Annotated in this window: 24 protein-coding genes and 1 pseudogene; 10 read left to right on the top strand and 15 right to left on the bottom strand. The window is 68.4% G+C overall.

Annotated features, from left to right (window positions below; translation table 11 throughout):
* Nucleotides 1-352 precede the first annotated feature (352 nt).
* Nucleotides 353-763: an Imm10 family immunity protein gene (locus OHA68_RS13020; protein ID WP_327107876.1), complete on the bottom strand. Its 411-nt coding sequence runs from the start codon at nt 761-763 to the stop codon at nt 353-355.
* Between the two features lie 145 nt (nt 764-908).
* Here OHA68_RS13020 and OHA68_RS13015 point away from each other — a divergent pair, with 145 nt between their 5' ends.
* Nucleotides 909-1,358, top strand: coding sequence for an NUDIX hydrolase (locus tag OHA68_RS13015; RefSeq protein ID WP_327107875.1), 450 nt, complete (start codon nt 909-911; stop codon nt 1,356-1,358).
* 337 nt (nt 1,359-1,695) lie between these two features.
* On the opposite strand, the gene OHA68_RS13010 is transcribed toward OHA68_RS13015, so the two are convergent.
* Nucleotides 1,696-2,373 carry an SLC41A family transporter gene (locus OHA68_RS13010; protein WP_327107874.1) on the bottom strand — a complete coding sequence of 226 codons (678 nt, stop codon included), beginning with the start codon at nt 2,371-2,373 and terminating at the stop codon, nt 1,696-1,698.
* Between the two features lie 1,170 nt (nt 2,374-3,543).
* Nucleotides 3,544-3,714 carry a hypothetical protein gene (locus OHA68_RS13005; protein ID WP_327107873.1) on the bottom strand — a complete coding sequence of 57 codons (171 nt, stop codon included), beginning with the start codon at nt 3,712-3,714 and terminating at the stop codon, nt 3,544-3,546.
* Nucleotides 3,715-4,177: 463 nt separating this feature from the next.
* Here OHA68_RS13005 and OHA68_RS13000 point away from each other — a divergent pair, with 463 nt between their 5' ends.
* Together OHA68_RS13000 and OHA68_RS12995 are read left to right on the top strand one after the other, a co-directional pair.
* The gene (locus OHA68_RS13000; RefSeq protein WP_327107872.1) at nt 4,178-4,537 is read left to right on the top strand and encodes a type II toxin-antitoxin system RelE/ParE family toxin; all 360 of its coding nucleotides are present in this window, start codon (nt 4,178-4,180) and stop codon (nt 4,535-4,537) included.
* On the top strand, nt 4,534-4,851 hold the full coding sequence (locus OHA68_RS12995) for a helix-turn-helix domain-containing protein (protein ID WP_327107871.1): 318 nt from the start codon (nt 4,534-4,536) through the stop codon (nt 4,849-4,851). Before OHA68_RS13000 ends, OHA68_RS12995 begins: the two co-directional genes overlap by 4 nt.
* Nucleotides 4,852-4,889: 38 nt before the next feature.
* Here the strand turns inward: OHA68_RS12995 and OHA68_RS12990 are convergent, their stop codons facing one another.
* Nucleotides 4,890-5,360, bottom strand: a complete 471-nt coding sequence (locus OHA68_RS12990) for a GNAT family N-acetyltransferase (protein ID WP_327107870.1) — start codon at nt 5,358-5,360, stop codon at nt 4,890-4,892.
* 431 nt (nt 5,361-5,791) lie between these two features.
* On the opposite strand from OHA68_RS12990, the gene OHA68_RS12985 reads away from it, so the two are divergent.
* Nucleotides 5,792-5,926 (top strand): hypothetical protein, encoded by a 135-nt coding sequence (locus tag OHA68_RS12985; RefSeq protein WP_327107869.1) that lies wholly within the window; start codon nt 5,792-5,794, stop codon nt 5,924-5,926.
* 32 nt (nt 5,927-5,958) lie between these two features.
* On the opposite strand, the gene OHA68_RS12980 is transcribed toward OHA68_RS12985, so the two are convergent.
* Nucleotides 5,959-6,345 (bottom strand): hypothetical protein, encoded by a 387-nt coding sequence (locus OHA68_RS12980; protein WP_327107868.1) that lies wholly within the window; start codon nt 6,343-6,345, stop codon nt 5,959-5,961.
* Nucleotides 6,346-6,532: 187 nt separating this feature from the next.
* Here OHA68_RS12980 and OHA68_RS12975 point away from each other — a divergent pair, with 187 nt between their 5' ends.
* Entirely contained in the window at nt 6,533-7,369 is an 837-nt protein-coding gene (locus tag OHA68_RS12975) for an SAM-dependent methyltransferase (RefSeq protein WP_407674438.1), read from the top strand.
* 59 nt (nt 7,370-7,428) lie between these two features.
* On the opposite strand, the gene OHA68_RS12970 is transcribed toward OHA68_RS12975, so the two are convergent.
* The 4 genes from OHA68_RS12970 to OHA68_RS12955 form a co-directional block, all read right to left on the bottom strand.
* Nucleotides 7,429-7,677, bottom strand: a complete 249-nt coding sequence (locus tag OHA68_RS12970; RefSeq protein ID WP_189137618.1) for an SCO4226 family nickel-binding protein — start codon at nt 7,675-7,677, stop codon at nt 7,429-7,431.
* A gap of 189 nt (nt 7,678-7,866) precedes the next feature.
* A complete protein-coding gene (locus OHA68_RS12965; RefSeq protein WP_327107867.1) occupies nt 7,867-8,361 on the bottom strand; it encodes a hypothetical protein in 495 nt (164 codons plus the stop codon).
* Between the two features lie 141 nt (nt 8,362-8,502).
* A complete protein-coding gene (locus OHA68_RS12960; protein WP_327107866.1) occupies nt 8,503-8,988 on the bottom strand; it encodes a hypothetical protein in 486 nt (161 codons plus the stop codon).
* A gap of 321 nt (nt 8,989-9,309) precedes the next feature.
* Entirely contained in the window at nt 9,310-9,573 is a 264-nt protein-coding gene (locus OHA68_RS12955) for a hypothetical protein (protein WP_327107865.1), read from the bottom strand.
* A gap of 623 nt (nt 9,574-10,196) precedes the next feature.
* Here OHA68_RS12955 and OHA68_RS12950 point away from each other — a divergent pair.
* Nucleotides 10,197-11,567: pseudogene (locus tag OHA68_RS12950) on the top strand (ATP-binding protein); the annotation flags it as partial.
* 1,677 nt (nt 11,568-13,244) lie between these two features.
* Here the strand turns inward: OHA68_RS12950 and OHA68_RS12945 are convergent.
* The 5 genes from OHA68_RS12945 to OHA68_RS12925 form a co-directional block, all read right to left on the bottom strand.
* Nucleotides 13,245-14,081, bottom strand: a complete 837-nt coding sequence (locus OHA68_RS12945) for an ABC transporter permease (RefSeq protein WP_327107864.1) — start codon at nt 14,079-14,081, stop codon at nt 13,245-13,247.
* Nucleotides 14,078-15,103, bottom strand: a complete 1,026-nt coding sequence (locus OHA68_RS12940) for an ATP-binding cassette domain-containing protein (protein ID WP_189137624.1) — start codon at nt 15,101-15,103, stop codon at nt 14,078-14,080. The genes OHA68_RS12945 and OHA68_RS12940 overlap by 4 nt, the downstream gene beginning before the upstream one ends.
* A gap of 139 nt (nt 15,104-15,242) precedes the next feature.
* Nucleotides 15,243-16,091 (bottom strand): aminoglycoside phosphotransferase family protein, encoded by an 849-nt coding sequence (locus OHA68_RS12935; RefSeq protein WP_327107863.1) that lies wholly within the window; start codon nt 16,089-16,091, stop codon nt 15,243-15,245.
* Nucleotides 16,092-16,198: 107 nt separating this feature from the next.
* The gene (locus tag OHA68_RS12930) at nt 16,199-17,320 is read right to left on the bottom strand and encodes an alpha/beta hydrolase (RefSeq protein WP_327107862.1); all 1,122 of its coding nucleotides are present in this window, start codon (nt 17,318-17,320) and stop codon (nt 16,199-16,201) included.
* A complete protein-coding gene (locus tag OHA68_RS12925; protein WP_327107861.1) occupies nt 17,317-17,694 on the bottom strand; it encodes a DUF6069 family protein in 378 nt (125 codons plus the stop codon). The genes OHA68_RS12930 and OHA68_RS12925 overlap by 4 nt, the downstream gene beginning before the upstream one ends.
* Before the next feature lie 131 nt (nt 17,695-17,825).
* Here OHA68_RS12925 and OHA68_RS12920 point away from each other — a divergent pair, with 131 nt between their 5' ends.
* Nucleotides 17,826-18,938 carry a sensor histidine kinase gene (locus OHA68_RS12920; protein ID WP_327107860.1) on the top strand — a complete coding sequence of 371 codons (1,113 nt, stop codon included), beginning with the start codon at nt 17,826-17,828 and terminating at the stop codon, nt 18,936-18,938.
* Complete coding sequence (locus OHA68_RS12915) at nt 18,926-19,579, top strand: response regulator transcription factor (protein WP_327107859.1); 654 nt, start codon at nt 18,926-18,928, stop codon at nt 19,577-19,579. The genes OHA68_RS12920 and OHA68_RS12915 overlap by 13 nt, the downstream gene beginning before the upstream one ends.
* Nucleotides 19,580-19,751: 172 nt before the next feature.
* Here the strand turns inward: OHA68_RS12915 and OHA68_RS12910 are convergent, their stop codons facing one another.
* Entirely contained in the window at nt 19,752-20,012 is a 261-nt protein-coding gene (locus OHA68_RS12910; protein ID WP_327107858.1) for a hypothetical protein, read from the bottom strand.
* Nucleotides 20,013-20,231: 219 nt separating this feature from the next.
* Here OHA68_RS12910 and OHA68_RS12905 point away from each other — a divergent pair, with 219 nt between their 5' ends.
* Nucleotides 20,232-21,596 carry a helix-turn-helix domain-containing protein gene (locus OHA68_RS12905; protein ID WP_327107857.1) on the top strand — a complete coding sequence of 455 codons (1,365 nt, stop codon included), beginning with the start codon at nt 20,232-20,234 and terminating at the stop codon, nt 21,594-21,596.
* The gene (locus OHA68_RS12900; RefSeq protein ID WP_327107856.1) at nt 21,593-22,162 is read left to right on the top strand and encodes a flavoprotein; all 570 of its coding nucleotides are present in this window, start codon (nt 21,593-21,595) and stop codon (nt 22,160-22,162) included. The genes OHA68_RS12905 and OHA68_RS12900 overlap by 4 nt, the downstream gene beginning before the upstream one ends.
* Nucleotides 22,163-22,169 lie beyond the last annotated feature (7 nt).

Raw genomic sequence — 22,169 nt, 5'->3', positions numbered from 1 at the left:
TCCCACCCTCCCCGGCGTCCCCCGGATCAGGCTGCCCTCAGCTCCACCCGACTGCCGCGACAGCCAGGCGATGGAGTCCTTTCACCTCCACTCGGTCACACAACGCCTCGTGGCGCACTACAGCAGAGAAGTACAGCAACAGGTCCGCACAGCGCCTCACTCTGACGCCCGCCAGCGCACGCCTGAGCATGGGGGATGCCTCAATAACTCGTGGTTGGCTCCCGTTTGCAAGCAGGAAGTCAGGAGTTCGAATCTCCTAGGCTCCACCGCACGTCGAAGGCCACATCCCATGATCGGGAAGTGGCCTTTTCGATCTTGTACAGCTGCAAAGTGCAGCTACAGCGGCAACCTTCTACAGCTCCAGAACCTTAGGGCGGGCGTCAGCACGACCGTAGGCAAGGATGTGTCGCAGCCCTTGCCGAAGCTGTCCGAGGGATTGCTCGTCCACATCGAGAACGGCCTCCATCTCGGGTTCGGGTAGACCGAGTGCCTCCAAGGCGTCGACGTCGAAGACAACACGCAGCACGTTGCCCCGCAGAGTGAGTTCTTGGACGGCTCCATAGGCGGTGCCCTGGTCGGCGGTAACAACGCAGTAGGTGTCCCAGCCCAGGGCGATGTCCTGATCGTCAGGCTCATAGGTGCAGCACTGGAAGGTGAGCATCATGCCATCACCGGCTTCGGTTTCGCTCACACCGGCGGACATGCATTCATCCTCAGGGTGTTCGTAAGCTCCGGCGACCTGAGCGGTGAACGTGATCGTCATGGTGGGAGGGTAGCCGCACGACAGGACCGAGCCGGACCGTCGTTGTCCACCCTGGCCACACGAGTCAGACCGGCTCTTCCAGCGGCCCGAGGACCTCCGAAACCGCAGCTCGACAATAGCGATCAGCAGCCCCGGAGGTAATCCGATGGATCACCACAACACGCATTCCGTCAGCGCGGCAGGCGTGATCATCGACGGCCAGGGCCGTGCACTTCTCACCCAGCGCAGAGACAACGGCCACTGGGAAGCACCTGGCGGAGTCCTGGAGCGCGACGAGGACATCACGAGCGGCCTTCTCCGGGAGATCCACGAAGAGACCGGCCTGCACGTCGAGCCCGTCACCTTGACCGGTGTCTACAAGAACATGACCCGCGGCATCGTCGCCCTGGTCTTCCGATGCAAAGTCATCGGCGGCCGGCTCACCGAAACCGACGAGACCCGAGCCTTCCGCTGGGTCACCGCGGACGAGGTCCAAGGACTCGCATCCGAGGCATTCGCCATCCGCGTTCTCGACGCCATGCACCACGACCAGGCGCCGGCCATCCGCAGCCACGACGGCACCCGCCTACTCGGAGCGCCACAGCCCCACGAGTGATATTGCCGAATTGTTCTTATAGGTATCAAGCGGCGGCGCGCCGCGCCGCCGCACGGCCCTCCACCCGCCCGCCGTCCGGGCATGCGGCGTGGGCGCCGGTCCCGAACGGCAGCGGAAATCGGGCCGCCCGCCGCACCGCCCGCCCGCCGCACCCAACGAACTCGCCACACCGGGGCCGCACCGCCGCCCAGATACCACCCTTACGATCGCCCGATGCTGGCTAATCTCTCCACACGGTCGGGGGCGATCGACGAGCCGGCACTTCGTTCCTCAGTACCGGCTCACCGGGCATCATGGCAACGCGAGAGCAAGAAGAAAGGCCCAGCCACCGTCACGTTCATCTGACCCACCACCAACCGTGGCCAAGCTGGATGCCGGGACGATAGAAAGAAGGCAGATCATCGTCGTTGGGCTGAGCACAGGAACTGGTGCCGGTACACGGCCCGCCGTAAACGTAGGCGAATCCGACCGTTTCCTTGTCCATGAGGGGGAGGAAGAGCACACGCTGCTGCTTTCTGTCCGGCTGCCTCTCATCCCACGCTTGGCTGTGACCAAGGGTCAGTGAGCGGAAGTGAGACGGAAGCCGTACTGAATCCAAGCCCTCTACCATGGGTTCGACCTGAAGCTGCCCGTGGTCGGCCATGCGTGCCAGGGCAGTGAACTCTGCGCGGTTCACCGCAAACCATGTCTGGGGAAAAACGCGCGCCCAGGGGACTGCGACGAGGATCACGGCCACCATAAGTCCTACGGCGATGATCGGGGTCGCCGATGCCGGTCCATGCCGCCGCCAGGTGACAACCACCCAGATCAGGGTGAAGATGGTCGCGAGTGGCGACCAGATCACCAGGAAGATGTAAAACCCAAAGGACATATAGCCGTAGTCGAGCCACAGATAGAAGTAGTGACCGGCGATGCCAACCATCCAGCTCGCCACACTGAGCAGGCTCAGGACCAGTGTTTTCCGGTTCAAGAGGACACGTCTTGCTACCTCAGGCCCATGCTGTCCGTCCGCCATATTGACCCTCCAACGCTCGCGGGTTCTAGGCAATCGAAGATCTGGGGCTGGCTACCGCCTTGGCCGATACCGGACCGGCTTGAGCGCCCCTCGTCATATAGGTCGTTTCCATGTCAAGGAAGACTGAAGAAGATCACCTCAGAATGAGGCAAACAGCACAGCATTCAGTGGAGAACGCGAGCGCAACCGGGGAAGATACACAGAGCGGGTACTACTCTCGGACCTGCCATCGCGCCAGACTACAAGATCATCGAAAGCCCGAGCAGTCCTCCACCTCTCGCGTGCCCGTTAGGAGGGTGATCAAGGGGGACTCACGGGGACCCATGGGTAATCGGAGCCCTCCCTCGCAGGTCAGCGTTTCGCCAGCTCAGCGGCCAGGCGCGATAGAGGCTTCCCAAGCTGACAGTGCACCCGGATCTCAGTTCTCTGCGCGATCATTGGACGATGAGAGCACGAGTGGACGACTTCCGCTGGGTCGACCTTGAGGCCGGGCGGAGCGTTGACAACCCGGCCCATGCCAGTGAACTCCTGGAGATGCCGGAACTGGGCTGAGAGTCCTGGACCACGGCCGGGACGGTCCTGATAAGGAAGAGGTCCGTCACGGACGTCGTGCCCGTCGCAGGGGCGCCGGCGGAGCTGCTCATGGTGCAGTCCTCGGACGGATTCGTAAAGCCTTGACCGCGTTGGGGCGGGCCTAAGATCAACTCATGCGAGCTGGGTACAACGAGGCTTTGGCGATGCTCGGGTATGCGCTGGGCATGGCCGCCGCTTCCGTACTCATCGGATGGGCGCGTGAGAACGGTAGGGAGTCGCTCAGCGAAGTCCTGCTCATGTGCTCCTTGTTGTTCGAGATCGCATTCCTCTTCGGGTTGGTCCGGCTTTTCCTTCGCGGGTTGCGGTGGGGAGGTCGCGTCTTCGCACGTCGGTGGCGGACGAGGGTCTCGCAGGACCCTCCCGGATCGTCGGGCCATTAGCGGGCCATTAAGGGCGGTCAACAGCGGTCAGCCGCGGTCATTCGCGGTGAGCCCGCCGCCCAGGTCACGGCCTGTACGGCCCAAGATCCGACCGATTTGCAAGCAGGAAGTCAGGAGTTCGAATCTCCTAGGCTCCACCAGCAAAAACGCACCCTCGCCGAAGATCGTTGGCGAGGGTGCGTGACTAACTGAGTGACTACGGCGTCTGCTTACGACTGACGATCTCCGTGAGCGCCCGGACGAGCAGACGAAGAACCACCACTGCGTGACGGTGCTTCCGGTCGGAGAAGATCGCCACGAAGGCGGCGACGGGGATCGGGAGAAGCACCAAGAGGACCGTGAGGGATCCAAGGGTGACGAGCGACATTTGCGTACTCCAAGTACGACAAGGACGCTCATCGCGTCCAAGTCGCGGAGCTTCATGTCAGCTCACACAGAGTCCGAATTGCCTAGAGGCAGGCATGCCATGCGATGGGCAAGATCAATGGGTAGCGTGCATGGGCTCGACGGTAGTACAAGCAGCACCTTCGGCTCCGCGCCGTCGCACAGCATGAGAAGTTCCCGGGCCTACGTGCCTGGTGGCGGGTAGGTCCTTGCCGGGTGGACGGACCGTCGGGCCATCAACGGGCCAGCAAGAGGGCCAACAGCGGTCACTAACGGGTATGCACGGAGCGTCCAACACGCAGGTCGAGGCGCGTCTATTAAGAATCTTGCCCGCACGCTGGCGGGGAGCGTGCTGAAGCAGCCGATGAGCTGTCGTGCGGCGCAGGGCGGCACCTGGTGCGCTGGTTTCCGGGTAGAGAGGTATACTATTCGCTATACTGCGGTATGTGGCCGACGAGTGGGACGTCTACATCGTCGACGAGGTGCGCGAATGGATTGAGCAGCTCGACGACGCGACGCATAAGCGTGTCGTGCAAGCGATCGATCTGCTTGCTGAAGGAGGGCCAGGTCTGGGGCGGCCGCTGGTCGATACAATCACTGCTTCACGTCTGCAGAACTTGAAGGAGCTGCGACCGGGGACGGTGCGGATCTTGTTTGCCTTCGATCCGTGGCGATCCAGCATCCTGCTGGTCGCGGGTGATAAGGCCGGGCGGTGGAACGCCTGGTACAGGCAGGCCATCCCGATCGCCGAGCAGCGCTACGAGGTCTACATGAAGGAACGACAGGCGGAGGAGGGCGGATCGTGACGGGATATGCGCGCTGGAAGGACATCCGTGCTGAGCACGTCGAACGTGCCGGTGGCGAGGAAGTCGTGGAGGCGGGCAAGCAGGAACTCCTCGCCAAGGTGCAAGGACACCGGCTTGCCGAGATCCGCCGTAGTCGGGGGATGACCCAGCAGGACATCGCACAGCGCATGGGAGTCACCAAGGGCCGCGTTTCGCAGATCGAACAAGGCAAGATCTCCGGACAGGACGTTCTCGCCCGGTACGCCACTGCGCTCGGCGGTCAGCTCCATCAGTCGATCTACTTCGACGATGGGGACATCGCAGCTATTGCCTGAGATGTGGGCGAGACGCCGAGAAATCCTGTGGTAGCAGTTCACGTCGGAACCCCCTCCCAGGAGCCGCCACGCGACAGCGTCGCGTCCCGGGCGGCCCGCCTCAGCGCGCCCCGGATCGACCGGAACCCGTGCCGCTCGTACAGCCGACGGGCCGGACTGCCCTGCAGCACGTTCAGCCGGATCAGGGTGTCTTCTCGGTCGCACCGTTCCAGCAGGCTGCTCAGCACGGCAGAACCGAGGCCCTTGCCCTGCAGGTCCGGGGCCAGGTAGAAGTGCTCCAACCAGGTGGCGTCGCTGGTCGGCCGCAGCGCCACGCAGCCGGCCAAGGCACCGCCCACCTCGATCGTCCATGTGTGCGCCGGCGTGAAACCATCCCGCAGTCGCTGCCGTACACGCTGCTCGTCGTACCGTCCGAGCCGCTCAAGATCCGCCCTCAGCACCACCGCCCGCAACTCGGCCACCGCCTCGACGTCGGCCATCGAAGCCGGCCGAAGCCCCCAATCCATCATGATCATGATGTTATCGCGCCGGGCTTCTGCCGACCTCGGGAGTCTCCTGCTATCCGAACCGACCAGATGATCGTCAGACACGACCTGGCGTCATAGGTCCTGCGTGATCGCCCGTCAGTCAGGCCTATGGAGAGACAGCATCCAAGATCCGGCACATACGCGGAACGCCGCCTTACCTGTGTCGTCCCATGTCGGCGCAGAGGTTCTTGCGCTCCTCTGTGCCTGGGGTACGGCCACGCGGACGGCACCCCAACTTCGGCAGAGGCACAGGGCGCCATCGGCCTGCTCGATCCAAGAAGTAAAAGATTCTCGGGGGAAACCGCGGTGAGTGCGCGGGGGCGCAATATCGCTTCGCGCAGGCACATGCAGCCGAGCCGCAACCACCGAGGGGGCAGGGCACATCCGTTCCTCTTCGCGGCTAACCTCGCAAGGTGGACGACGATGATCCTGCGATCCAGCTGTGGGGCGGCGCCGAGCTCGCTGTCGGAGCCGGCTTCGCCGTTCTGTTGATGCTCTTACCCACCATCGTCTGGCTCGCCAGGGTGGTGCTGCGCCGTCGCAGATAGCGCCTCCGGTGGGCGCTCCGGCTCGGGGATGATCAGGCGGGAGCGCGTGGCTCGGGCGGGAATTCGCTGCTCAGCAAGCCATGGAAGATTGAGACCGGACTGTATTTTGATCGTTCCTCCACGCCAAGACACAGGTACGACGCGATGACGTGGCCCGAGAAGTCATCGCCGCTCACGGTGAATGTCACGCCCGACGCTCCACTGTTCTCACCGACAGCGACCACGAGCCCGTTCATCCTGGTCGGAAGGTTGATCAGGTGGACGACCTGGAAGAGCAGTTCGATATGGGGCGCGTCAGGCTCGAACTCCGTCCGTACGACGAGGCCACTATGCGTGGGCACGTAGCTCCAGAGACGGAAGCGGCGGTTCGGGAAGGCAAGAGGAAGCGCGAGTTCGTCGGGGTACCACTTTTTGCTCACGGCAGGAGCCCAACACGGCCGGACCCGCATAGCAAGAGATCTGCATGATCGTCGCGAGTAAGAAGAGTGCCGGTTGAGGCTGGTCGCCTGGGTGTTGCGTCGCCTAGATTTCGTGAACGTCCTGATTTGTCGGGATGCTGAGCCGTTAAGGTCATGCCGAGTTCGCGAGTGGTTCTGGAGGCGCCCAGTGAAAGAAGAGCCGAGGAATTCCTTCGAACGAGGGTCCGCCCCAGACCATGAACCATCCAAGATTGATGTCTCGGTGCCGCATCCGGCTCGGGTGTACGACTACTGGCTCGGTGGCAAGGACAACTTCGAGGCTGACCGGAAGGTGGCCGAGGCGGCCATCGCCGCGACGCCGGGTGTGGTGATGGGGGCGCGGGAGAACCGCGCGTTCCTCCGCCGGGCGGTCAGTCACATCGCCCAGCAGGGCGTCACGCAGTTCCTGGACATCGGCACCGGTATCCCTACCGCGGGCAACACCCATGAGGTGGCCCAGGGGGTCAACCCGGCGGCGCAGGTCGTCTATGTCGACAACGACCCGATCGTGATGGTGCACGCTCGGGCCCTGCTGCGCAGCTCGACGCAGGGCAGGACCGCCTACATCGAGGCTGACCTGCGCGACCCGCAGAGCATCCTCACCCACCCCAAGACCCTTGAGCTGCTGGACTTCTCCAAGCCCGTCGCCGTCATCATCGTCGGCACTCTGATGCACATACGGGACGAGGACGACCCGTGGGGCGCCGTCAAGCAGTTCACCGAGGTGACCTGCCCCGGCTCCTACCTGGCCCTCACCCATCTGACCGCCGACTTCGAGCCGGAGAAGATGGCGGCCCTGGCCGACAGCTACAACACCGGACCGCTGCTGTTCACCAACCGCACCCATGAAGAGGTGTCCCGGTTCTTCGAGGGCTTCGAGCTCGTCGAGCCGGGGTTGGTGTCGGCGGCCAAGTGGCGCCCGGAGGAGCCGATCCCGCCTGGAGCGGTCCTGGGCGCCTATGCCGGTGTCGGCAAGAAGATCTGACCAGGATCGCCGTAAGCAGCTCAAGCGCCAGGTCTACGGGGTAGTAGGTCCGCGGCTGGTCAGACGGTCAGCGCTACCCTGTGGATCTCGTCGGCCGGGTGCCCCGCCCGCTGGTGGATGCGCTGTACGGCATCCGCGTCCGGCGCCTCCGACAGGCAGTAGACGACGCCCTCGTCAGGGTCCGCCCACGCGTGCTGGAAGGTCACCCCTTCCTCGCTCTGGATCTCGAGGTCGGCGGTGTGCGCTTGCTTGAGCTGCTCGTCGGTGATGCCCGTCATGCCGTGATGCACGTCCATGAACTTCGCCATGGCTTCCTCCTCAGAGGCGTGACCTGCGGATCCATCCCAGCCTAGGCTCCCCCTGGCGGCCCGATCCCCAAGACTCCGCCAAGAAGGCCAGGCCGCTTCCACCGCCGATCTGGCTAGCCTTCGCTTGTGAGCTTCGGCAACTTCGCCCGTAAGGTGCGTGACCCCGCTCTGCCTTACCCATGGCGGGTGTCAGCGTTCCGCTCCTGTGTGCAGGTGTATCGACCACTTGGGTTCGAGGCGACGCTGAGTTTCCTGGAGTCCCGGGCCGGGAGGTTCCAACGCGACGAGGCGGCGCTGCTCCGTGCTCTGGATGTCATCGAGGCCAGCCGCGCTGCCCTGCGTGTCGAGCTCCAGGTGTACGCAGAAAGACGCCGCGAGGCCAAAAAGGGCGGTCGGCGATCTCCGCGTGCCGAGGAGGCGAATCCGAACTCTCAGGCTCGCTGGTACTGGTACGGCGCTCCACGGGAAGCCGCGCTGCATGCGTTGTGGTTTTGGCGCCGCCGACGTCTTCCTGGTCTGCTGCCTTCCACGGACCCGGTTCTCCTCGAGATCAGCGGATGTGTCAGCGAGTGCCTGGACTCCGGCGCTGTTCTCACGGAAGTGCAGCGTGACCTTCTCGGGGATCGAGTAATCCGGCTTGAGCGAGAGCTGCGCTCGCCTGATCTCCTGCTGGTCGTTCGGCATATCGAGACGGCATCAGGTCTGCGATAGCTGGAAGTGGGGATAAGCCGGCCCGCGCGGTCAAGGCGGAGGGCGGCCGGCACTCTCGCCGACGGTCGTCGGCGAGGGTGCGTGACGAGCTGAGTGACAACGATCCCCGACGGCTCAGTTGAAGGGGTTGTCGTAGGTCACGGATTTGGTGCGGCTGTTGTAAGTGTTGCCTGGATAGAACCAGCCGCCCGTCACGTACAAAGTGACATTCGTGAGGGTGGTGGAGTGGGTGTATTCACCGTCGTAGAGGAACAGGGCCACTTGGCACCCGGCGGGCGCGGTCGTCGAGCCCGTCTGGGAGGGATAGACGACGGTGCTGCCGTTGACCAGGGCGTAGAAGTTCGGCATAGGGTAGGCCCCGCTCCCCCAGCACAGCCGGAGCGCGTACCTGAATTTCGTGTTCCCGTCGTCGAACGCCAGCGTGCCGGTCAGCTGGGCGAGCATGAGGGACGGGCCCGCATTCGAGGTCACTGTGATGGACACGGTCTGATCTGGGCCGTAGGCGGCGTGCGCGGGAGTGACGGGCACCAGGATCGCCGCGAGCGTTGCGAGGACGATGGCGACAGAGCCGACCGCCCGACGTACTTTGGCACGTGTCAATTCCAACCTCATTTCTCATGATGTCGGCGGAGCACGCCCGGAGGTTATTGTCGGTCCTTTCAGTCGTCCATAGAGACGATGGAGAGCCGCTGATTCGGCTCGGCGTTAACTTGTGCCCTGGCAGCTCGTGAGGACGGGTCAGGCGTGCCACCAGGTCGGGGATCAGTCCTGCGGAGCCGTAATCTCGGCGGGACGGATGAAAGTTTCATGCCGTTCGGGGGTGAGGAGCGGCTCGGGGAACACCGGGGCCGGTCGTCGGGACCGAGCTGGGCGAAGAACGAGAGGGTACGCAGGAGCAGCCGCCCGCCGGGCTTGAGCAGGTCAGGTGGCTTCGCACAGCCTCTTGAGCTCGGCGAAGTCCGCGTTGATGTCCGCGATCACCTGTTCGGGATCGCTGCTGACCATGCCGGACAAGCGGAAGCTCAGCTCCTGGAATTCGGCGGTCAGCCGTCTGATCATCGCCCCCACCGCTCCTTGCGCGTCGAGGCCCGCGCCCATCAGATCGCGGTACGTCTGCTGAGCCGCCGCTGCCTGGCTGCCGCGGGTGCCACCGGCGTTCCGGCGGTATCCGGCCAGCGCCGTCATCGTTTCGTCACAGCCGAGGGGCCGGACCGCCACCACCAGCGGCGGGGAGGTTTCCCGGGCCCTTCGCGTGCGGCTCGGCTCTGGCTCTGGCTCAGTCTCGGGCTCAGTTTCGGGCTCAGGCTCTGGCTGCTCCGGAGTGCTGGAATCGGGCGACGGAGTCGGGGTCGGCGGTTCGGGCCGGGGTGTGACCCGATCCGGTAACGGTGACTGCCCGGCCGGAGCGACCGTGTCGGGCTGAGCCGGTGGCGGCGGTGCCAGGTAAGCGATCACCGCGACCACGGCGGCGATCGCAGCCGCCACAGCGCTCAGCGCCGTCGCCCAGTTCAGGTGCGAGCCTGTCACCGGCGGCCGCGCTGATCGGTTCTCCGTCATCCCCCCATCGTGGCCGAGCCGCCGACCCCGGTCCAGAACGGCTGATCTTCTTACCCAAAGGGCATACGAGCGGCTCCCCTGACGGTGTGATCCGCGATCTCCTCGTGACGAAGGATCCGCCTGCCACGAGCGGGCGCACTCGTTCGTAAGCTGAGGGTGTGTCCCCCGGACTGGTCCTCCTCGACGACGTCCGCTGGCAGGGTGCGCGCGTGGTCGGCGATCGCGCGCACACGCTGCTGGCCGTGCTCGCCATGCACGGGCGCGCCGGGGTCGGTGTCGAGCGGCTGGTCGAGGCGCTGTGGCCCGAGGAGACGCCGGCCAACCCGACGAAGGCGCTGCAGGTGGTCATCTCCCGCACCAGGGCGGCGACCTGCGCCGACCTCGTCGTGCGGACGCCGGGTGGCTACCGGCTCGGACTGCCGGCCGGTCAGGTGGATGCGCTGCTGCTCGGCGAGCTGGTGGAGCGGGCACGGGCCGCGCTGAGCGAGGACGACGTGGTGCTCGCCCGCCGCCGCGCCGAAGAGGCGATGGGGCTGGTGGCCGGTGGCTCGGACGGCGCCACGGGCCCGCTCGCCGAGCTGAGAGACCTGGCCGCCGGGTGGGTGGCCGAGGCGCGCCGGGTGGCGGCGATCGCGCGAAGCCGCGGCGGCGCGCACGAGAGCGCGCTGCCGCTGCTGGAGGACGCCGCCGCCGAGCGGCCGCACGACGAGGACCTGCTCGTCTGCCTGCTGCGCAGCGAGGCCGCCGTACGAGGCGCCGCTGCCGCTCTGGAGCGTTACGAGCGCTACCGCGCGGGCCTGGTCGCGCGGCTCGGCACCGACCCGGGGCCTGAGCTCGCCCGGGTGTACGCCGAGCTCCTCGTCGCCGATCGGCCGGTGCGTGCGGGCATCCTGTTCGACGGTTCCTCGCTGCTCGGCCGCGACGGCGACATCCGGGCGGTGCACGCCCTGCTGCAGACCAACCGGGTGGTCTCCATCATCGGGCCCGGCGGGCTGGGCAAGACGCGGCTGGCCCATGTCGTCGGCAGGAACGCCACCCAGCCCATCGCGCACTTCGTCGAGCTCGTCGGCGTCTCCTCGCCGGAGGGCGTGGTGGGCGAGGTGGGCTCGGCGCTCGGGGTCCGGGACTCGGTCAGCGGGCGGCGGGTCCTGACCGCCGAGCAGCGCTCCGACGTTCGCGCCCGGATCGCCCGGCATCTCGACCTCGCTCCGGCGTTGCTGATATTGGACAACTGCGAGCACGTGATCGAGGCCGTCGCCGACCTGGTGGCGTTCCTGACCGTGACGACCCGCGACCTGCGGGTGCTCATCACCTCGCGCGCCCCCTTGTCGATCCCCGCCGAGCGCGTCTACCTGCTCGGCGAGCTGCCCACGGGCGACGCGGCGGAGCTGTTCCGCCAGCGGGCCACGGCCGCCCGTCCGGGGGTGCGGATCGACGAGGGAGCGGTCAAGGAGGTCGTCGCCCGCCTCGACGGGCTGCCGCTCGCGATCGAGCTGGCCGCGGCCAAGGTGCGGGTGATGGCGGTGGAGGAGATCGCGCGACGGCTGGCGGACCGGTTCGCCCTGCTGCGCGGCGGCAATCGTACGGCTCCCGACCGGCACCAGACGCTGCTCGCGGTCATCGACTGGTCGTGGAATCTGCTGGACGAGCCGGAACGGCAGGCGTTGCGGTGGTTGTCGCTGTTCGGCGACGGGTTCACGCTGGCCGCGGCCGAGCACGTACTCGGCCCGGAAGCCCTGTACGTGGTGGACGCGCTGACCGAGCACTCGATGCTCAGCGTCCGCGAGACGAGGTACGGCCTCCGCTACCGGATGCTGGAGACCGTCAGGGAGTTCGGGCGGATGCGGCTGAAGGAGGCAGGCGAGGAGGCGCCCGCCCGGGCGGCGCAGCGGGACTGGGCGACGGCCTACGCCTCCGAGCATGCTTTCCGGCTGTTCAGCCCGGCGCAGTTCGCGGCGGCCGACGCGTTGAACGCCGAGGAGAGCAACCTCGCCGAGCTGCTGCGGCAGGCTCTCGGCGAGTCCGACCGGGCCACGGCGATGCAGTTGCTGTCCGGCGTCGGCTCGCTGTGGTCGATCCGTGGCGACCACTCCCGGGTGTTCGTGCACCGGGACGCGATCACCCGGCTGGTCACCGGCTGGGTGCCGCCGCCGCACCTCGTCGAGGCGACCAGGAGCGCGCTGATGATCATGCTCACCAACATCATGATCATCACCGACCGCCGCGACGATCCGCTGCGCGATCTCCTCCGCGTGCTGCCCACCGGCGACACGACGGATCCTCGCCTGTCGGCGATGGCCACGGTGCTGCTCGCGTGCGACGGCGGCGACGGCGCCGACGTGCGCCGCCGGCTTACGGAGTTGTCCCGGAGCGCCGACCGTGACGTGGCCGTGGCGGCGATGCAGATGAACGTGCACGTCCTGGAGAACACGGGAGAGATGGGCGCGGCGGTCGAAGCGGCCGAGCGCGTGCTGACCATGCTCCACGAGGACGAGGGGCCGTGGGCCGCCACGATCATGCACGCCGAGCTGGCCCAGCTGATCATGCGGCTCGGCGATCACCGGCGGGCGGTCCGACACGCCCGGATCGCCATCCCGGTGCTGAGCCGGCTCGGCGCCACCGACGACGAGACCCAGCTCCGCGCGCTGCTGCTGGTCTCCGCGCTCGCCGACGGCGACCTCGACACCGCGACGGCCGAGCTCGCCGAGCTCACCCGGATCCACGACAACGAAGCGGTGTTCGGCGGGGTGGCGCTCGTCTCGTTGTGCGCGGCCGAGCTTGCCATCGCCCGCGGCGAGACGGCCGCCGCGCTCGCGGAATACCGCCTGGCCGTCCAGCGGGCGTACGACCTGCGCATGCCCGGGGCGCCGAGCGGGGATCCCACGCCGTGGGGGATCATCACGGGGTCGGTCACTTTGACGGCGTACGCGTACCACGCCCCTCCGGAAGAGGTCCGGTACGGCGAGGAGCTGTTCTCCATCATCCGGGGCTACGACCTGCTGACCGAGGACAACCCCATCCTCGACTACCCGGTGTGCGGCTCGATGATCTTCTCGCTCGGCGCCTGGGGGCTGCTGCGGGAAGCCATGGCCCCCCGCGACGCGATCAGGCTGCTGGTGCTGGCCGAGCGGTTCGCGTACAACAACAGCATGCCCTGCATGGCCTTCGAGCGGATCGAGCCGTACGCGGAGCGGGCCGCGCCCGGGACGATCGCGGCCGTACGGGCCGAGTACGGCGATCGACGCGGCGCCGACCTGCTCGACGAGGCGCGCGGTCTCGTGGAGCAGGTCTCCGGCAGATCACATGTGCCGCTTGTAGCTGCGTACCGACAGCGGCGCGAAGATCGCGATGACGACCAGGCACGCCACGAGCGTCCAGGCCGCCTCGCCGCTGACGACGGCGTTGTTGGCGAGGTCGCGGGCGGCCGTGACCAGGTGTGAGACCGGGTTGATCCGGACGAACGCGGCCAGCCAGTCGGGCAGGGTCTCGACGGGGACGAACGCGTTCGACAGGAACGTCAGCGGGAACATGATCATCATGGAGATGCCCTGGACGGCCTGGGCGCTCCTGGCGATCGTGCCGACCCAGGTGAAGACCCACGCCAGCGACCAGCCCGTGATGATCGCCAGCAGGATCGCGGCGAGCACGCCGCCCACCCCGCCGCCCGGCCGGTAGCCCATCACCACGCCCATGCCGAAGGTCAGCGTGGCCGCGGTCGTGTAGCGCAGCAGGTCGGCCACCATGGGGCCGGCGAGCGGCGCGATCCGGGAGATCGGCAGCGACTTGAACCGGTCGAAGACGCCCTTCTCCAGGTCCTCGCGCAGCTGCGTGCCCGTGGCCATGCACGTCGTCAGCACGGTCTGGGCGAGGATGCCGGGGATCATCAGGGGAAGGTAGCTCTGTACGTCGCCCGCGATGGCGCCGCCGAAGATGAAGGCGAACATCGCGGTGAACAGGATGGGCTGCAGCGCCACGTCGAAGAACTGCTCCGGGTTGCGGCGCATCTTCTTGACCGCCCGCCAGGCCATCGCCAGGGTCTGGCTGAGCGTCTCTGCCAGGGAGACGCGCCGCCGGGCGGCCGCCACGCGTTCGGCGGCGCGGACCGTCTCGCGGGTGGGTGCGATCATGGTGCTCATCGGTTCTCCTCCGTGCCGTTCTGGTCGTCATGGTCCGTCTCGTGGCCGGTGAGGGCGAGGAACACCTCGTCCAGGCTGGGCTTGGCCACGCTCACCGAGGAGATCGACACCCCGGCGGTGCGCAGCGCGATCAGTACGTCCGCGGCCAGGTCGGCCTGGTCGAGGGCGACGTTGAGGCGGCCCCGCTCCGGGCTGAGGACCGGCTCGGAGCCGAGGACGCGCCGTACGATCTCCACGGCGACGGGCACCTCGTCCGGCTCGGCGAGCAGCAACTGGAGGGCGGAGTTGCCGACCGCGGTCTTCAACTCGTCGGGGGTGCCCTCGGCGACCTTGCGGCCGTGGTCGATGACGGCGACGCGGTCGGCGAGCTGATCGGCCTCGTCCAGATACTGTGTGGTCAGCAGCACGGTGCAGCCGTCGGCGACCAGGCCGCGGATGGTGTCCCACATCTGGCCGCGCGTACGCGGGTCGAGGCCGGTGGTCGGCTCGTCGAGGAAGATCAGCGGCGGCCTGGTGATCAGGCTGGCCGCCAGGTCGAGGCGTCGGCGCATGCCGCCGGAGAACTGCGCGATCGGCCGGTCGGCGGCCTCCTCCAGGCCGAACTGGCCCAGCAGTTCGGCGGCGATCCGCCGGGCGCGCGGTGCGGCGATGCCCTGCAGGCGGCCGAAGAGCCAGAGGTTCTCGCTGGCGGTCAGGTTCTCGTCGACGGACGCGTACTGCCCGGTGACGCCGACGAGCTGGCGGATCATGTGCGGGTTGCCGGCCACGTCGACCCCGAAGATCTCGGCGCGGCCCGCGTCGATCTTCAGCAGGGTGGCCAGCATTCTCAGCGTGGTGGTCTTGCCGGCGCCGTTCGGGCCGAGGACGCCGAAGATCTCACCGGGGTGTACGTCCAGGTCGATCCCGTCGACGGCCCGGTGCCCGCCGAACGCCTTCACCAGCCCTTCCGCGTGTACGGCCAGGCCGGTGCTCCGGTCGGGGGGCGGGTCGCTCGCGATACGTCCGAGTTCTGTGATGCTCATGGCTTCACTCTCGGCGACGCCGGTTTCACGGCGCCCTCACCCGGTTTCACCGGTTGCGGGCCGCGCCTTCTCGGCTTCACCTCACGCGCCCGGACAGCCGCCTGGACAGCGACACCGCTGGCGTCCACCGCTCCGGGAGCTAGCCGATGAGGGCCTCGGTGATCTGGCGGGTGGTCTGGGTGGCGATTCTCGGGTTGGTGGCGGCGTAGGTGGTGTAGGCGTTCAGGCCGGTGGTGAGGGCCCAGCCTCGGCCCCTCGTCCAGGTGGCGTCGTCCACGTCGAGTGCGGCGCGGAAGGCGGCCCGGCTGCCGGCCGACATCAGGGTGAAGGCGATGGTCAGGTCACAGGCCGGATCGCCGATGCCGAGCCCGCCGAAGTCGATGACCGCGCTGAGCCGGCCGTCGACGGTCAGCAGGTTGCCGGTGTGGAAGTCGCCGTGGAACCAGACCGGCGGGCGATCCCAGCCAGGGGCGCGCACGGCCGCGTCCCACAGCTCGGTCATGGCGGTGGCGTCGAACACGCCGCCGGCCTCCGCGATGGCGGCCCGCGTCTCGTCATCCCGGTCCGCCAGCGGCCGGCCGGTGAGGTCCTTCACGGCCTGAGACTCGAACCGCTGGAGGGCGGCCAGGAATTCCGCCAGTTCGACGGCGGCCACGGACGAGTCGGCCAGTGCCTCGACGGTCGCCACCTCGCCGTCAAGCCAGCGCGACACCGCCCACCGCCACGGATAGCCGAAGTCCGGCTCGCCCACCCCCACCGGTACCGGGATGGCCAGGGGCAGCCGCGGGGCCAGGCGGGGCAGCCACTCGAGCTCCTTCTCGGCCTGTCCGATGGCGCCGGCGTGGCGGGGCAGCCGGACGGACAGCCGCTCGCCCAGCCGGTAGATCACATGGTCCGAGCCGGCCGGGTCCAGGAGCCGCAGAGGCAACCCGGACCACTGCGGGAACTGCGTATCGACCAGCCTCCTGACCAGCGCGGCATCGATCATGGGGCGAGTGTCCGCGGTGGCCAAGAAACGACTCCTCTGTACGGCGGGCGGCCGGACCATCACAGTGCACCGCGGGCCTGCCTGTCGACCGAATATCCCGTGGGTGATCAGGAGGTGGACGTGTCCGCGCGGGACGGCAGGACGTGGGTGGCGAAGGCGTCGATGGCGTTGATGACGGCTTCGAAGCGCGGCGAGTGGAACAGGTCGAAGGCGTGCTGCCCGCCGGGTAGTTCGGCGTAGATGACCGGCTGGGCCGACAGCTCGCGCAGGCGGTCGGCGAAGCGGCGGGCGTCTTCGACCGGGGCGACGGTGTCGCGGTCCCCGTGGGCGAGGAAGAACGGCGGCGCGTCCGGCCGGACATGGGCCAGGGGCGAGGTCCGCGAGTCGGCGTCGTAGTAGGGGCCGTAGTAGCCGCCCAGGCCGATCACCGCCGTGACGGAGGTGTCCACCTGCTCGAAGCCGGGCTGGAAGGCGGGCACGTCCGGGGTGAGCGCGGCCAGGGCCGCCATGTGCGCGCCGGCCGAGCTGCCCGCCAGGAAGATCCGATCGGGGTCGGCGCCATAGGCGCGCCCGTGCTCCCGGACCCAGGCGATCACCTTCTTGGCGTCCACCAGATGGTCCTGGAAGGTCGCCTCCGGCCGCAGGCGGTAGTTGGCGCTGACGCACACCCACCCCTGGCCGGCCAGGCGGTACAGCAGCGGCAGCGCCTGGGTGTTCTTCCTGCCCCCGGTATAACCGCCGCCGTGCAGGTGGATCAGGACCGGGGCGGCGGCGGTCCGGGAGCGGTGGCGGTAGAGGTCCAGCAGGTTGCGCCTGCCCGCCGGGCCGTACCTGAGGCCGGGGACGCGCTCCACGGCGCGGCGGCGGCGCAGGAAGGGGCGGACCAGAATGCGCCCGTACGGCAGGCGGTGCGAGACGGGCACCGTACCCATGGCGCGTTGTACGGCGGGCAGCGCCTGACGGCCGCGCCAGGCCACCAGGCCCAGGCCCGCCATGGTCACGACGGCCGCCCCGGCGATGACGGGCGAGGTCAGGTCGCCTTGGGCGAGGGCGAGGAGCGTGGCGGCCAGGAGCCAGGCCAACGGCACGAAGGGCAGCTCGTTGAGGGCCACGCCGAGGCGGAAACCGAGCATGGCGAGGGCCCGAGGGCGGCCGGGCGTGGCCAGGGCGAACGCCGTACAGATCGCGATGAGAACCAGGGTGATCAGGTATCCGTAGGGCAGGTTCATCGCCGTACCAGCCCCAGGACGAGGACGGCGCCGACGGCCAGGTGCAGCAGGACCAGCACCAGCGTCGCGGCGGCGCCGACGGCGCTGCCGAGCGGGCCGGTGAGCGACAGCGCGCACACGACCAGGGCGATGATCGTCCAGATGCGGCCGGGCCGGGCCGACCACCGCTCCAGGACGGCCAGCAGCGCCCAGCCCGCGAGCCCGGCCGCCAGGCTGGCCACGACGACCGACACCGGATCCACCGTCTGGGTGCCGCCGGCCATCCGCACGATCAGCGTCGTTCCGGCCAGCGGGACCGCCAGGGCCCACACGACCAGGGCGAGCGCGGGTGCGCCGAGCACGGTGACGAGGAGTCTTCTGATGGAGGTGTTCATGCCGATCAGCCTCGCCCGCCCGGGCGGGTCGCCGCATCGGGCAGGTGGTCGCGCGCTGTCCGTCCCCGGTGCGGGGCGGGTCCTCCTTTGGTAGGTGCCGGCCGTACCGTGGCCGTCATTAGCCTGGGCCGGTGAATGAGAAGCGATCCCCGCGGCCCGTGCACGTGGCGAGCGCGCTCCTCGGGGTGGGCACGTTGACCGCGGTGACGCTGTGGGGCCAGGCCGATGGAGGGCTGGACGTGGCGGTCGCGGCGGTGAGCCTGGTCGCGGCGCTCGCCCAGCTGTGGTGGCCGGTCCCCGGAGCGCTGGCGGCCACCCTCCTCGCGGCGCTCTCCCCGGTGGCGACGCCCGCCGCGACGATGGGGGCGCTCCAGGTGGCTTCGCGCAGGCGGTTCCCCGTCGCGGCGGCGGTCGCCGTGGCGGGCATGGCGGCCCACCTCGTCCAAGGGCTGTGGCGGCCGAACTCCGGCATCTCTTCGGGCTGGTGGCTGCTGCTGATCTGCGCCGCGTACGGCGCGCTGCTCGGCTGGGGCGCGCTGCTCCGTTCCCGCCGCGCGCTGCTCATCTCCCTGCACGCGCGGGCCGGTCGCGCCGAGGCCGAGCAGGGCAGGCGGGTCGCCGAGGCCCGGATGGCCGAGCGCCGCAAGCTCGCCTGGGAGATGCACGACGTGCTGGCCCACCGCCTGTCGCTGGTGGCCACGCACGCCGGGGCGCTGGAGTACCGCCCCGACTCCTCTCCCGAGCAGCTCGCGCGGGCCGCCGGGGTGATCCGTTCCGGGGTGCACCAGGCGCTGGAGGAGCTGCGCCAGGTGATCGGCCTGCTGCGCGAGGAGGACGACCTCGGGCTGGAGCCGCAGCCCACGCTGGCCGACCTGTCCCGGCTGACCGCCGACGCCCGCCAGGCAGGCCAGGCCGTACGGATCGACGACGAGACCGCCGACGCCGGCCTGCCCGCCGCCACCGCGCGGACGGGCTACCGGGTCGTCCAGGAAGGGGTGACCAACGCCCGCAAGCACGCCCCCGGCCAGCCGGTGGAGGTGCTGCTGCGCGGTGCTCCCGGCGCGCGCCTGCTGATCGACATCCGCAACCCGCTGCCCGCGCCCGGCTCGGCGCCGACCGTGCCCGGCAGCGGCGTCGGCCTGATCGGGCTCACCGAGCGGGTACGGCTGGCGGGCGGGCAACTGGACCACCAGAGCACCGGCGGACAATTCCGGCTCCGGGCCTGGCTACCATGGCCGGAGTGATCCGCGTACTCCTGGTCGACGACGACGCCCTGGTGCGCGCGGGGCTGTCCATGATGCTGGACGGCGCCGCAGGCATCTCCGTCGTCGGCGAGGCGGCCGACGGCCAGGAGGCTGTCACCGCCACCGACGCCCACGCCCCCGACGTCGTCCTCATGGACCTGCGCATGCCCAAGGTGGACGGCATCACCGCCACCCGCCGGCTGCGCGCCCGCGCCCGCCCGCCCGAGGTGATCGTGCTGACCACCTTCGACACCGACGAGAACATCCTGCACGCGCTGCGCGCCGGCGCCAGCGGGTTCCTGCTCAAGGACACCCCGCCGGCTCAGATCGTGGAGGCGGTCACCCGGGTCGCGGCGGGCGACCCGATCCTGTCCCCGCGCATCACCCGGCGGCTGATGGAGCGCACCCTGACCCAGGCCGACGCCTACGAGCGGGCCCGCGCCGCGCTGGCCACCCTCACCCCGCGCGAGAACGAGGTGGCCCTCGCGATCGCGCGCGGCCGGACGAACGCCGACATCGCGGCCGACCTCACCATGGGCATCACCACGGTGAAGGCACACGTCTCCAGCATCCTCACCAAACTCGGCATGGACAACCGCACCCAGATCGCCCTCCTAGCCCACGACGCCGGCCTCGCCTGACGAACGCGCCCAGGCAAAAAGGGCCTCGCTACGCTCGGACTGTCTTTCTGGGGGGCGCGCCTGGCGGCGCGCAAGACACTTCGCAGGGGCGCTTCGCGCGTACAAGGCTCAGCCGTGCGCTGCCCGTTGGCCGTGGACACAAGGGACGCCGCTGCCCCGCCGGGCCTGCCTCTTACGTGGCGACGTAGGCCGCCAAGACGTTCGCCGCCCCCTCCGCGTCCTCGACCGGATGGCGCTTCTCGGCGTTCTGCCAGGAGTAGTACGCGCCGCCGTAACCGACGAACACCCACACCGGCAAGCCCGGCCGGGGCCGGTGGACCAGCAGCGCGCTGTTGTTGTCGCGCAGTACGGCGTCGACGCCCAGAGTCGTGAGCCGGTCCCGCAGCAGGACCAGCGCAGCCGCCTCCGCCTGCCGGCCCAGGTTCCAATCCATGGCCGCAATCATGATCGAATTCATCTCCTGCTCCTTCGCCCAGGCCTTCGCCAGGCGGTCGAGACACCTTCCGCTCCTCAATCCGGAGGCGCGGAGATTCGCTCGACGTACCGTGATTGATTGATGGCAAGTCCACTGGAAAAGCAGAATGGGAGGACCCGCTGAGACGCCCCCTCTTAACCCCTTTTTCGATCTCGGTTCGGAGAAAGAAGGCCGGATATGCCCGAGGTATCACCGAACAAGCGACTTCGGGATTGGCGGCAGCGGGCCGGTTTGACCCGCGCCGAAATGGCCAGGATCGTCAACCTCACCAAGAACGGGATCAAGTACACCCTGGCCTGCGACGAGGAGCGTATACGCCGTTGGGAAGCGGGTGAGGTCTCATGGCCTCGCGAACCGTACCGGCTGGCGTTGACCGAAGTCACTCACCTTGCCCCGGAAGACCTGGGATTCACCCCTACCAAACGCACCCGTACAGTCGAAAGAACGTCTATAACAGCGCGTGTTAGGAACCTCGTCGGACCGGGAGAAGGCGAGAAGGTCGTGCGACGTCGTGAATTCGTCGGTTTGACAGGAGCGACGCTTTTCAGCGCTGTGCTCACACAACCAGGCTCCGTCCAAGGTGTGGCCGTCGACGTTGAGAAAATCGCCGCCGTCCTCGTGGACCACTCCACGCCCATGAACAGCCCCACCGACCTGAAATCGCTCGCCAGTACGGTCGCCGCCGCCAAGCGCGACTACCAAGCGTGCCGATACGCCCAGGTGACGGCCAAACTGCCTACGCTGCTGCGCAGTCTCCGTGCCACCTGCGCCTCCCTCGACGGCGAAGAGCGGCTACGAGCCCAAGCCCTGAGCGCCGAGGCCTACCACGTGACCGCGTCCATCCTGCTCAAGCAGGAGGACAAGGGGCTTGCCTGGCTCGCGGCAGATCGCAGTGTCCAAGCGGCACACGCCAGCCAGAGCCCTCTCATGATCGGCTCAAGCGCTCGTGTCATCACGCGCGCACTGATGGACGGCGGGCACCATCACGCTGCGACCGACCTCGCACGCGGCGCGGCCGAACGCATGGACGCCGATCTCGCCGTGCCCTCCGCCGACGATCTGTCCGTCTATGGATCCCTCCTCCTGTGCGGAGCCATCGCCGCCGCCAACAGCGGGAGCCGGCACAACGCCGCCGAACTCCTCGATGAGGCAACCGAGGTCGGCGCCCGGCTCGGCCACGATGCCAACCACATGTGGACCGCGTTCGGCCCGACCAACGTCCTGTGCCACCGCGTGAACGCCGCACTGCGCCTTGGCGACGCCGGCACCGCGATCGACTACGCCCGCCAGGTCGAGCTGAACAAGCTGTCGATCAGCGAACGCAAGGCCACCCTGCTGCTCGACACCGCCCGAGCCTTCCTGATGTGGAACCAGCACGACAAGGCGCTGCACCTCCTGCGCGCGGCAGGCGAGCTCGCACCCGAGGAGATCACCGGCCGCCCTTCGGCTCTCCGGATGGTCCGTGACATTCTGGACACGGCCCCGAGCACTATCCGTCGTGAAGTTCGTGAGTACGTGGCAATCCTGGGAGTCGGCGCTTGACCCGAATCGGCAAGGTCCTCTACGTCATCGTGTGCGCCGCAGGGCCCGCCCCTGAGGTCGGGCGGCTGGTCGCCCTGGCGCAGGAGGGCGGGTGGGTCGTGCAGGTCGTCGCCACTCCGTCGGCCGTCGACTTCATCGACGTCCCGGAGCTGGAGGAGCGGACCGGGCGTCCCGTTCGCAGCCGGTACCGCAAGCCGCACGAGCCCAAGTCTCCGCGCGCCGACGCCATCATCGTCGCCCCGGCCAGCTACAACACGATCAACAAGTTCGCCCAGGGCGTCGCCGACACCTACGCCCTCGGGCTGCTGTCCGAGGCGCCCGGGCTCGGCATCCCGGTCGTCGTGCTGCCCTTCGTCAACACCGCACTCGCCGGACGCATCCCCTTCCGGCGCAGCGTCGACCAGCTACGCGCCGAGGGCGTACGCGTGCTGCTCGGTCCCGGTGAGTTCGAGCCGCATCCGCCGAGCTCCGGGCCCGAGCGGATCGACGGCTACCCCTGGGCGCTCGCACTGGAGTGCGTCACCCGGCCGCAGGGTCAGTCGCCGGAGGAGCGCTTCGGCGACTGACCCTCAG

Source organism: Nonomuraea glycinis, from assembly GCF_035920485.1.
GTDB classification, from domain to species: Bacteria; Actinomycetota; Actinomycetes; order Streptosporangiales; family Streptosporangiaceae; genus Nonomuraea; species Nonomuraea glycinis.
Note: the sequence above shows the minus strand (reverse complement) of the source record. Positions and strands in the feature narration are given on the sequence as shown.

What these genes read in the sequence shown, in the direction of transcription:
- OHA68_RS12945 (WP_327107864.1), bottom strand. Translation starts at nt 14,081, where the DNA reads ATGAGCACCATGATCGCACCCACCCGCGAGACGGTCCGCGCCGCCGAA.
- OHA68_RS12915 (WP_327107859.1), top strand. Translation starts at nt 18,926, where the DNA reads ATGGCCGGAGTGATCCGCGTACTCCTGGTCGACGACGACGCCCTGGTG.
- OHA68_RS12970 (WP_189137618.1), bottom strand. Translation starts at nt 7,677, where the DNA reads ATGGCGAAGTTCATGGACGTGCATCACGGCATGACGGGCATCACCGAC.
- OHA68_RS13010 (WP_327107874.1), bottom strand. Translation starts at nt 2,373, where the DNA reads ATGGCGGACGGACAGCATGGGCCTGAGGTAGCAAGACGTGTCCTCTTG.
- OHA68_RS12990 (WP_327107870.1), bottom strand. Translation starts at nt 5,360, where the DNA reads ATGATGGATTGGGGGCTTCGGCCGGCTTCGATGGCCGACGTCGAGGCG.
- OHA68_RS12965 (WP_327107867.1), bottom strand. Translation starts at nt 8,361, where the DNA reads ATGCCGAACGACCAGCAGGAGATCAGGCGAGCGCAGCTCTCGCTCAAG.
- OHA68_RS12925 (WP_327107861.1), bottom strand. Translation starts at nt 17,694, where the DNA reads ATGAACACCTCCATCAGAAGACTCCTCGTCACCGTGCTCGGCGCACCC.
- OHA68_RS12935 (WP_327107863.1), bottom strand. Translation starts at nt 16,091, where the DNA reads ATGATCGATGCCGCGCTGGTCAGGAGGCTGGTCGATACGCAGTTCCCG.
- OHA68_RS13005 (WP_327107873.1), bottom strand. Translation starts at nt 3,714, where the DNA reads ATGTCGCTCGTCACCCTTGGATCCCTCACGGTCCTCTTGGTGCTTCTC.
- OHA68_RS12940 (WP_189137624.1), bottom strand. Translation starts at nt 15,103, where the DNA reads ATGAGCATCACAGAACTCGGACGTATCGCGAGCGACCCGCCCCCCGAC.
- OHA68_RS12930 (WP_327107862.1), bottom strand. Translation starts at nt 17,320, where the DNA reads ATGAACCTGCCCTACGGATACCTGATCACCCTGGTTCTCATCGCGATC.
- OHA68_RS13020 (WP_327107876.1), bottom strand. Translation starts at nt 763, where the DNA reads ATGACGATCACGTTCACCGCTCAGGTCGCCGGAGCTTACGAACACCCT.
- OHA68_RS12955 (WP_327107865.1), bottom strand. Translation starts at nt 9,573, where the DNA reads ATGACGGCGCTGGCCGGATACCGCCGGAACGCCGGTGGCACCCGCGGC.
- OHA68_RS12910 (WP_327107858.1), bottom strand. Translation starts at nt 20,012, where the DNA reads ATGGATTGGAACCTGGGCCGGCAGGCGGAGGCGGCTGCGCTGGTCCTG.
- OHA68_RS13015 (WP_327107875.1), top strand. Translation starts at nt 909, where the DNA reads ATGGATCACCACAACACGCATTCCGTCAGCGCGGCAGGCGTGATCATC.
- OHA68_RS12905 (WP_327107857.1), top strand. Translation starts at nt 20,232, where the DNA reads ATGCCCGAGGTATCACCGAACAAGCGACTTCGGGATTGGCGGCAGCGG.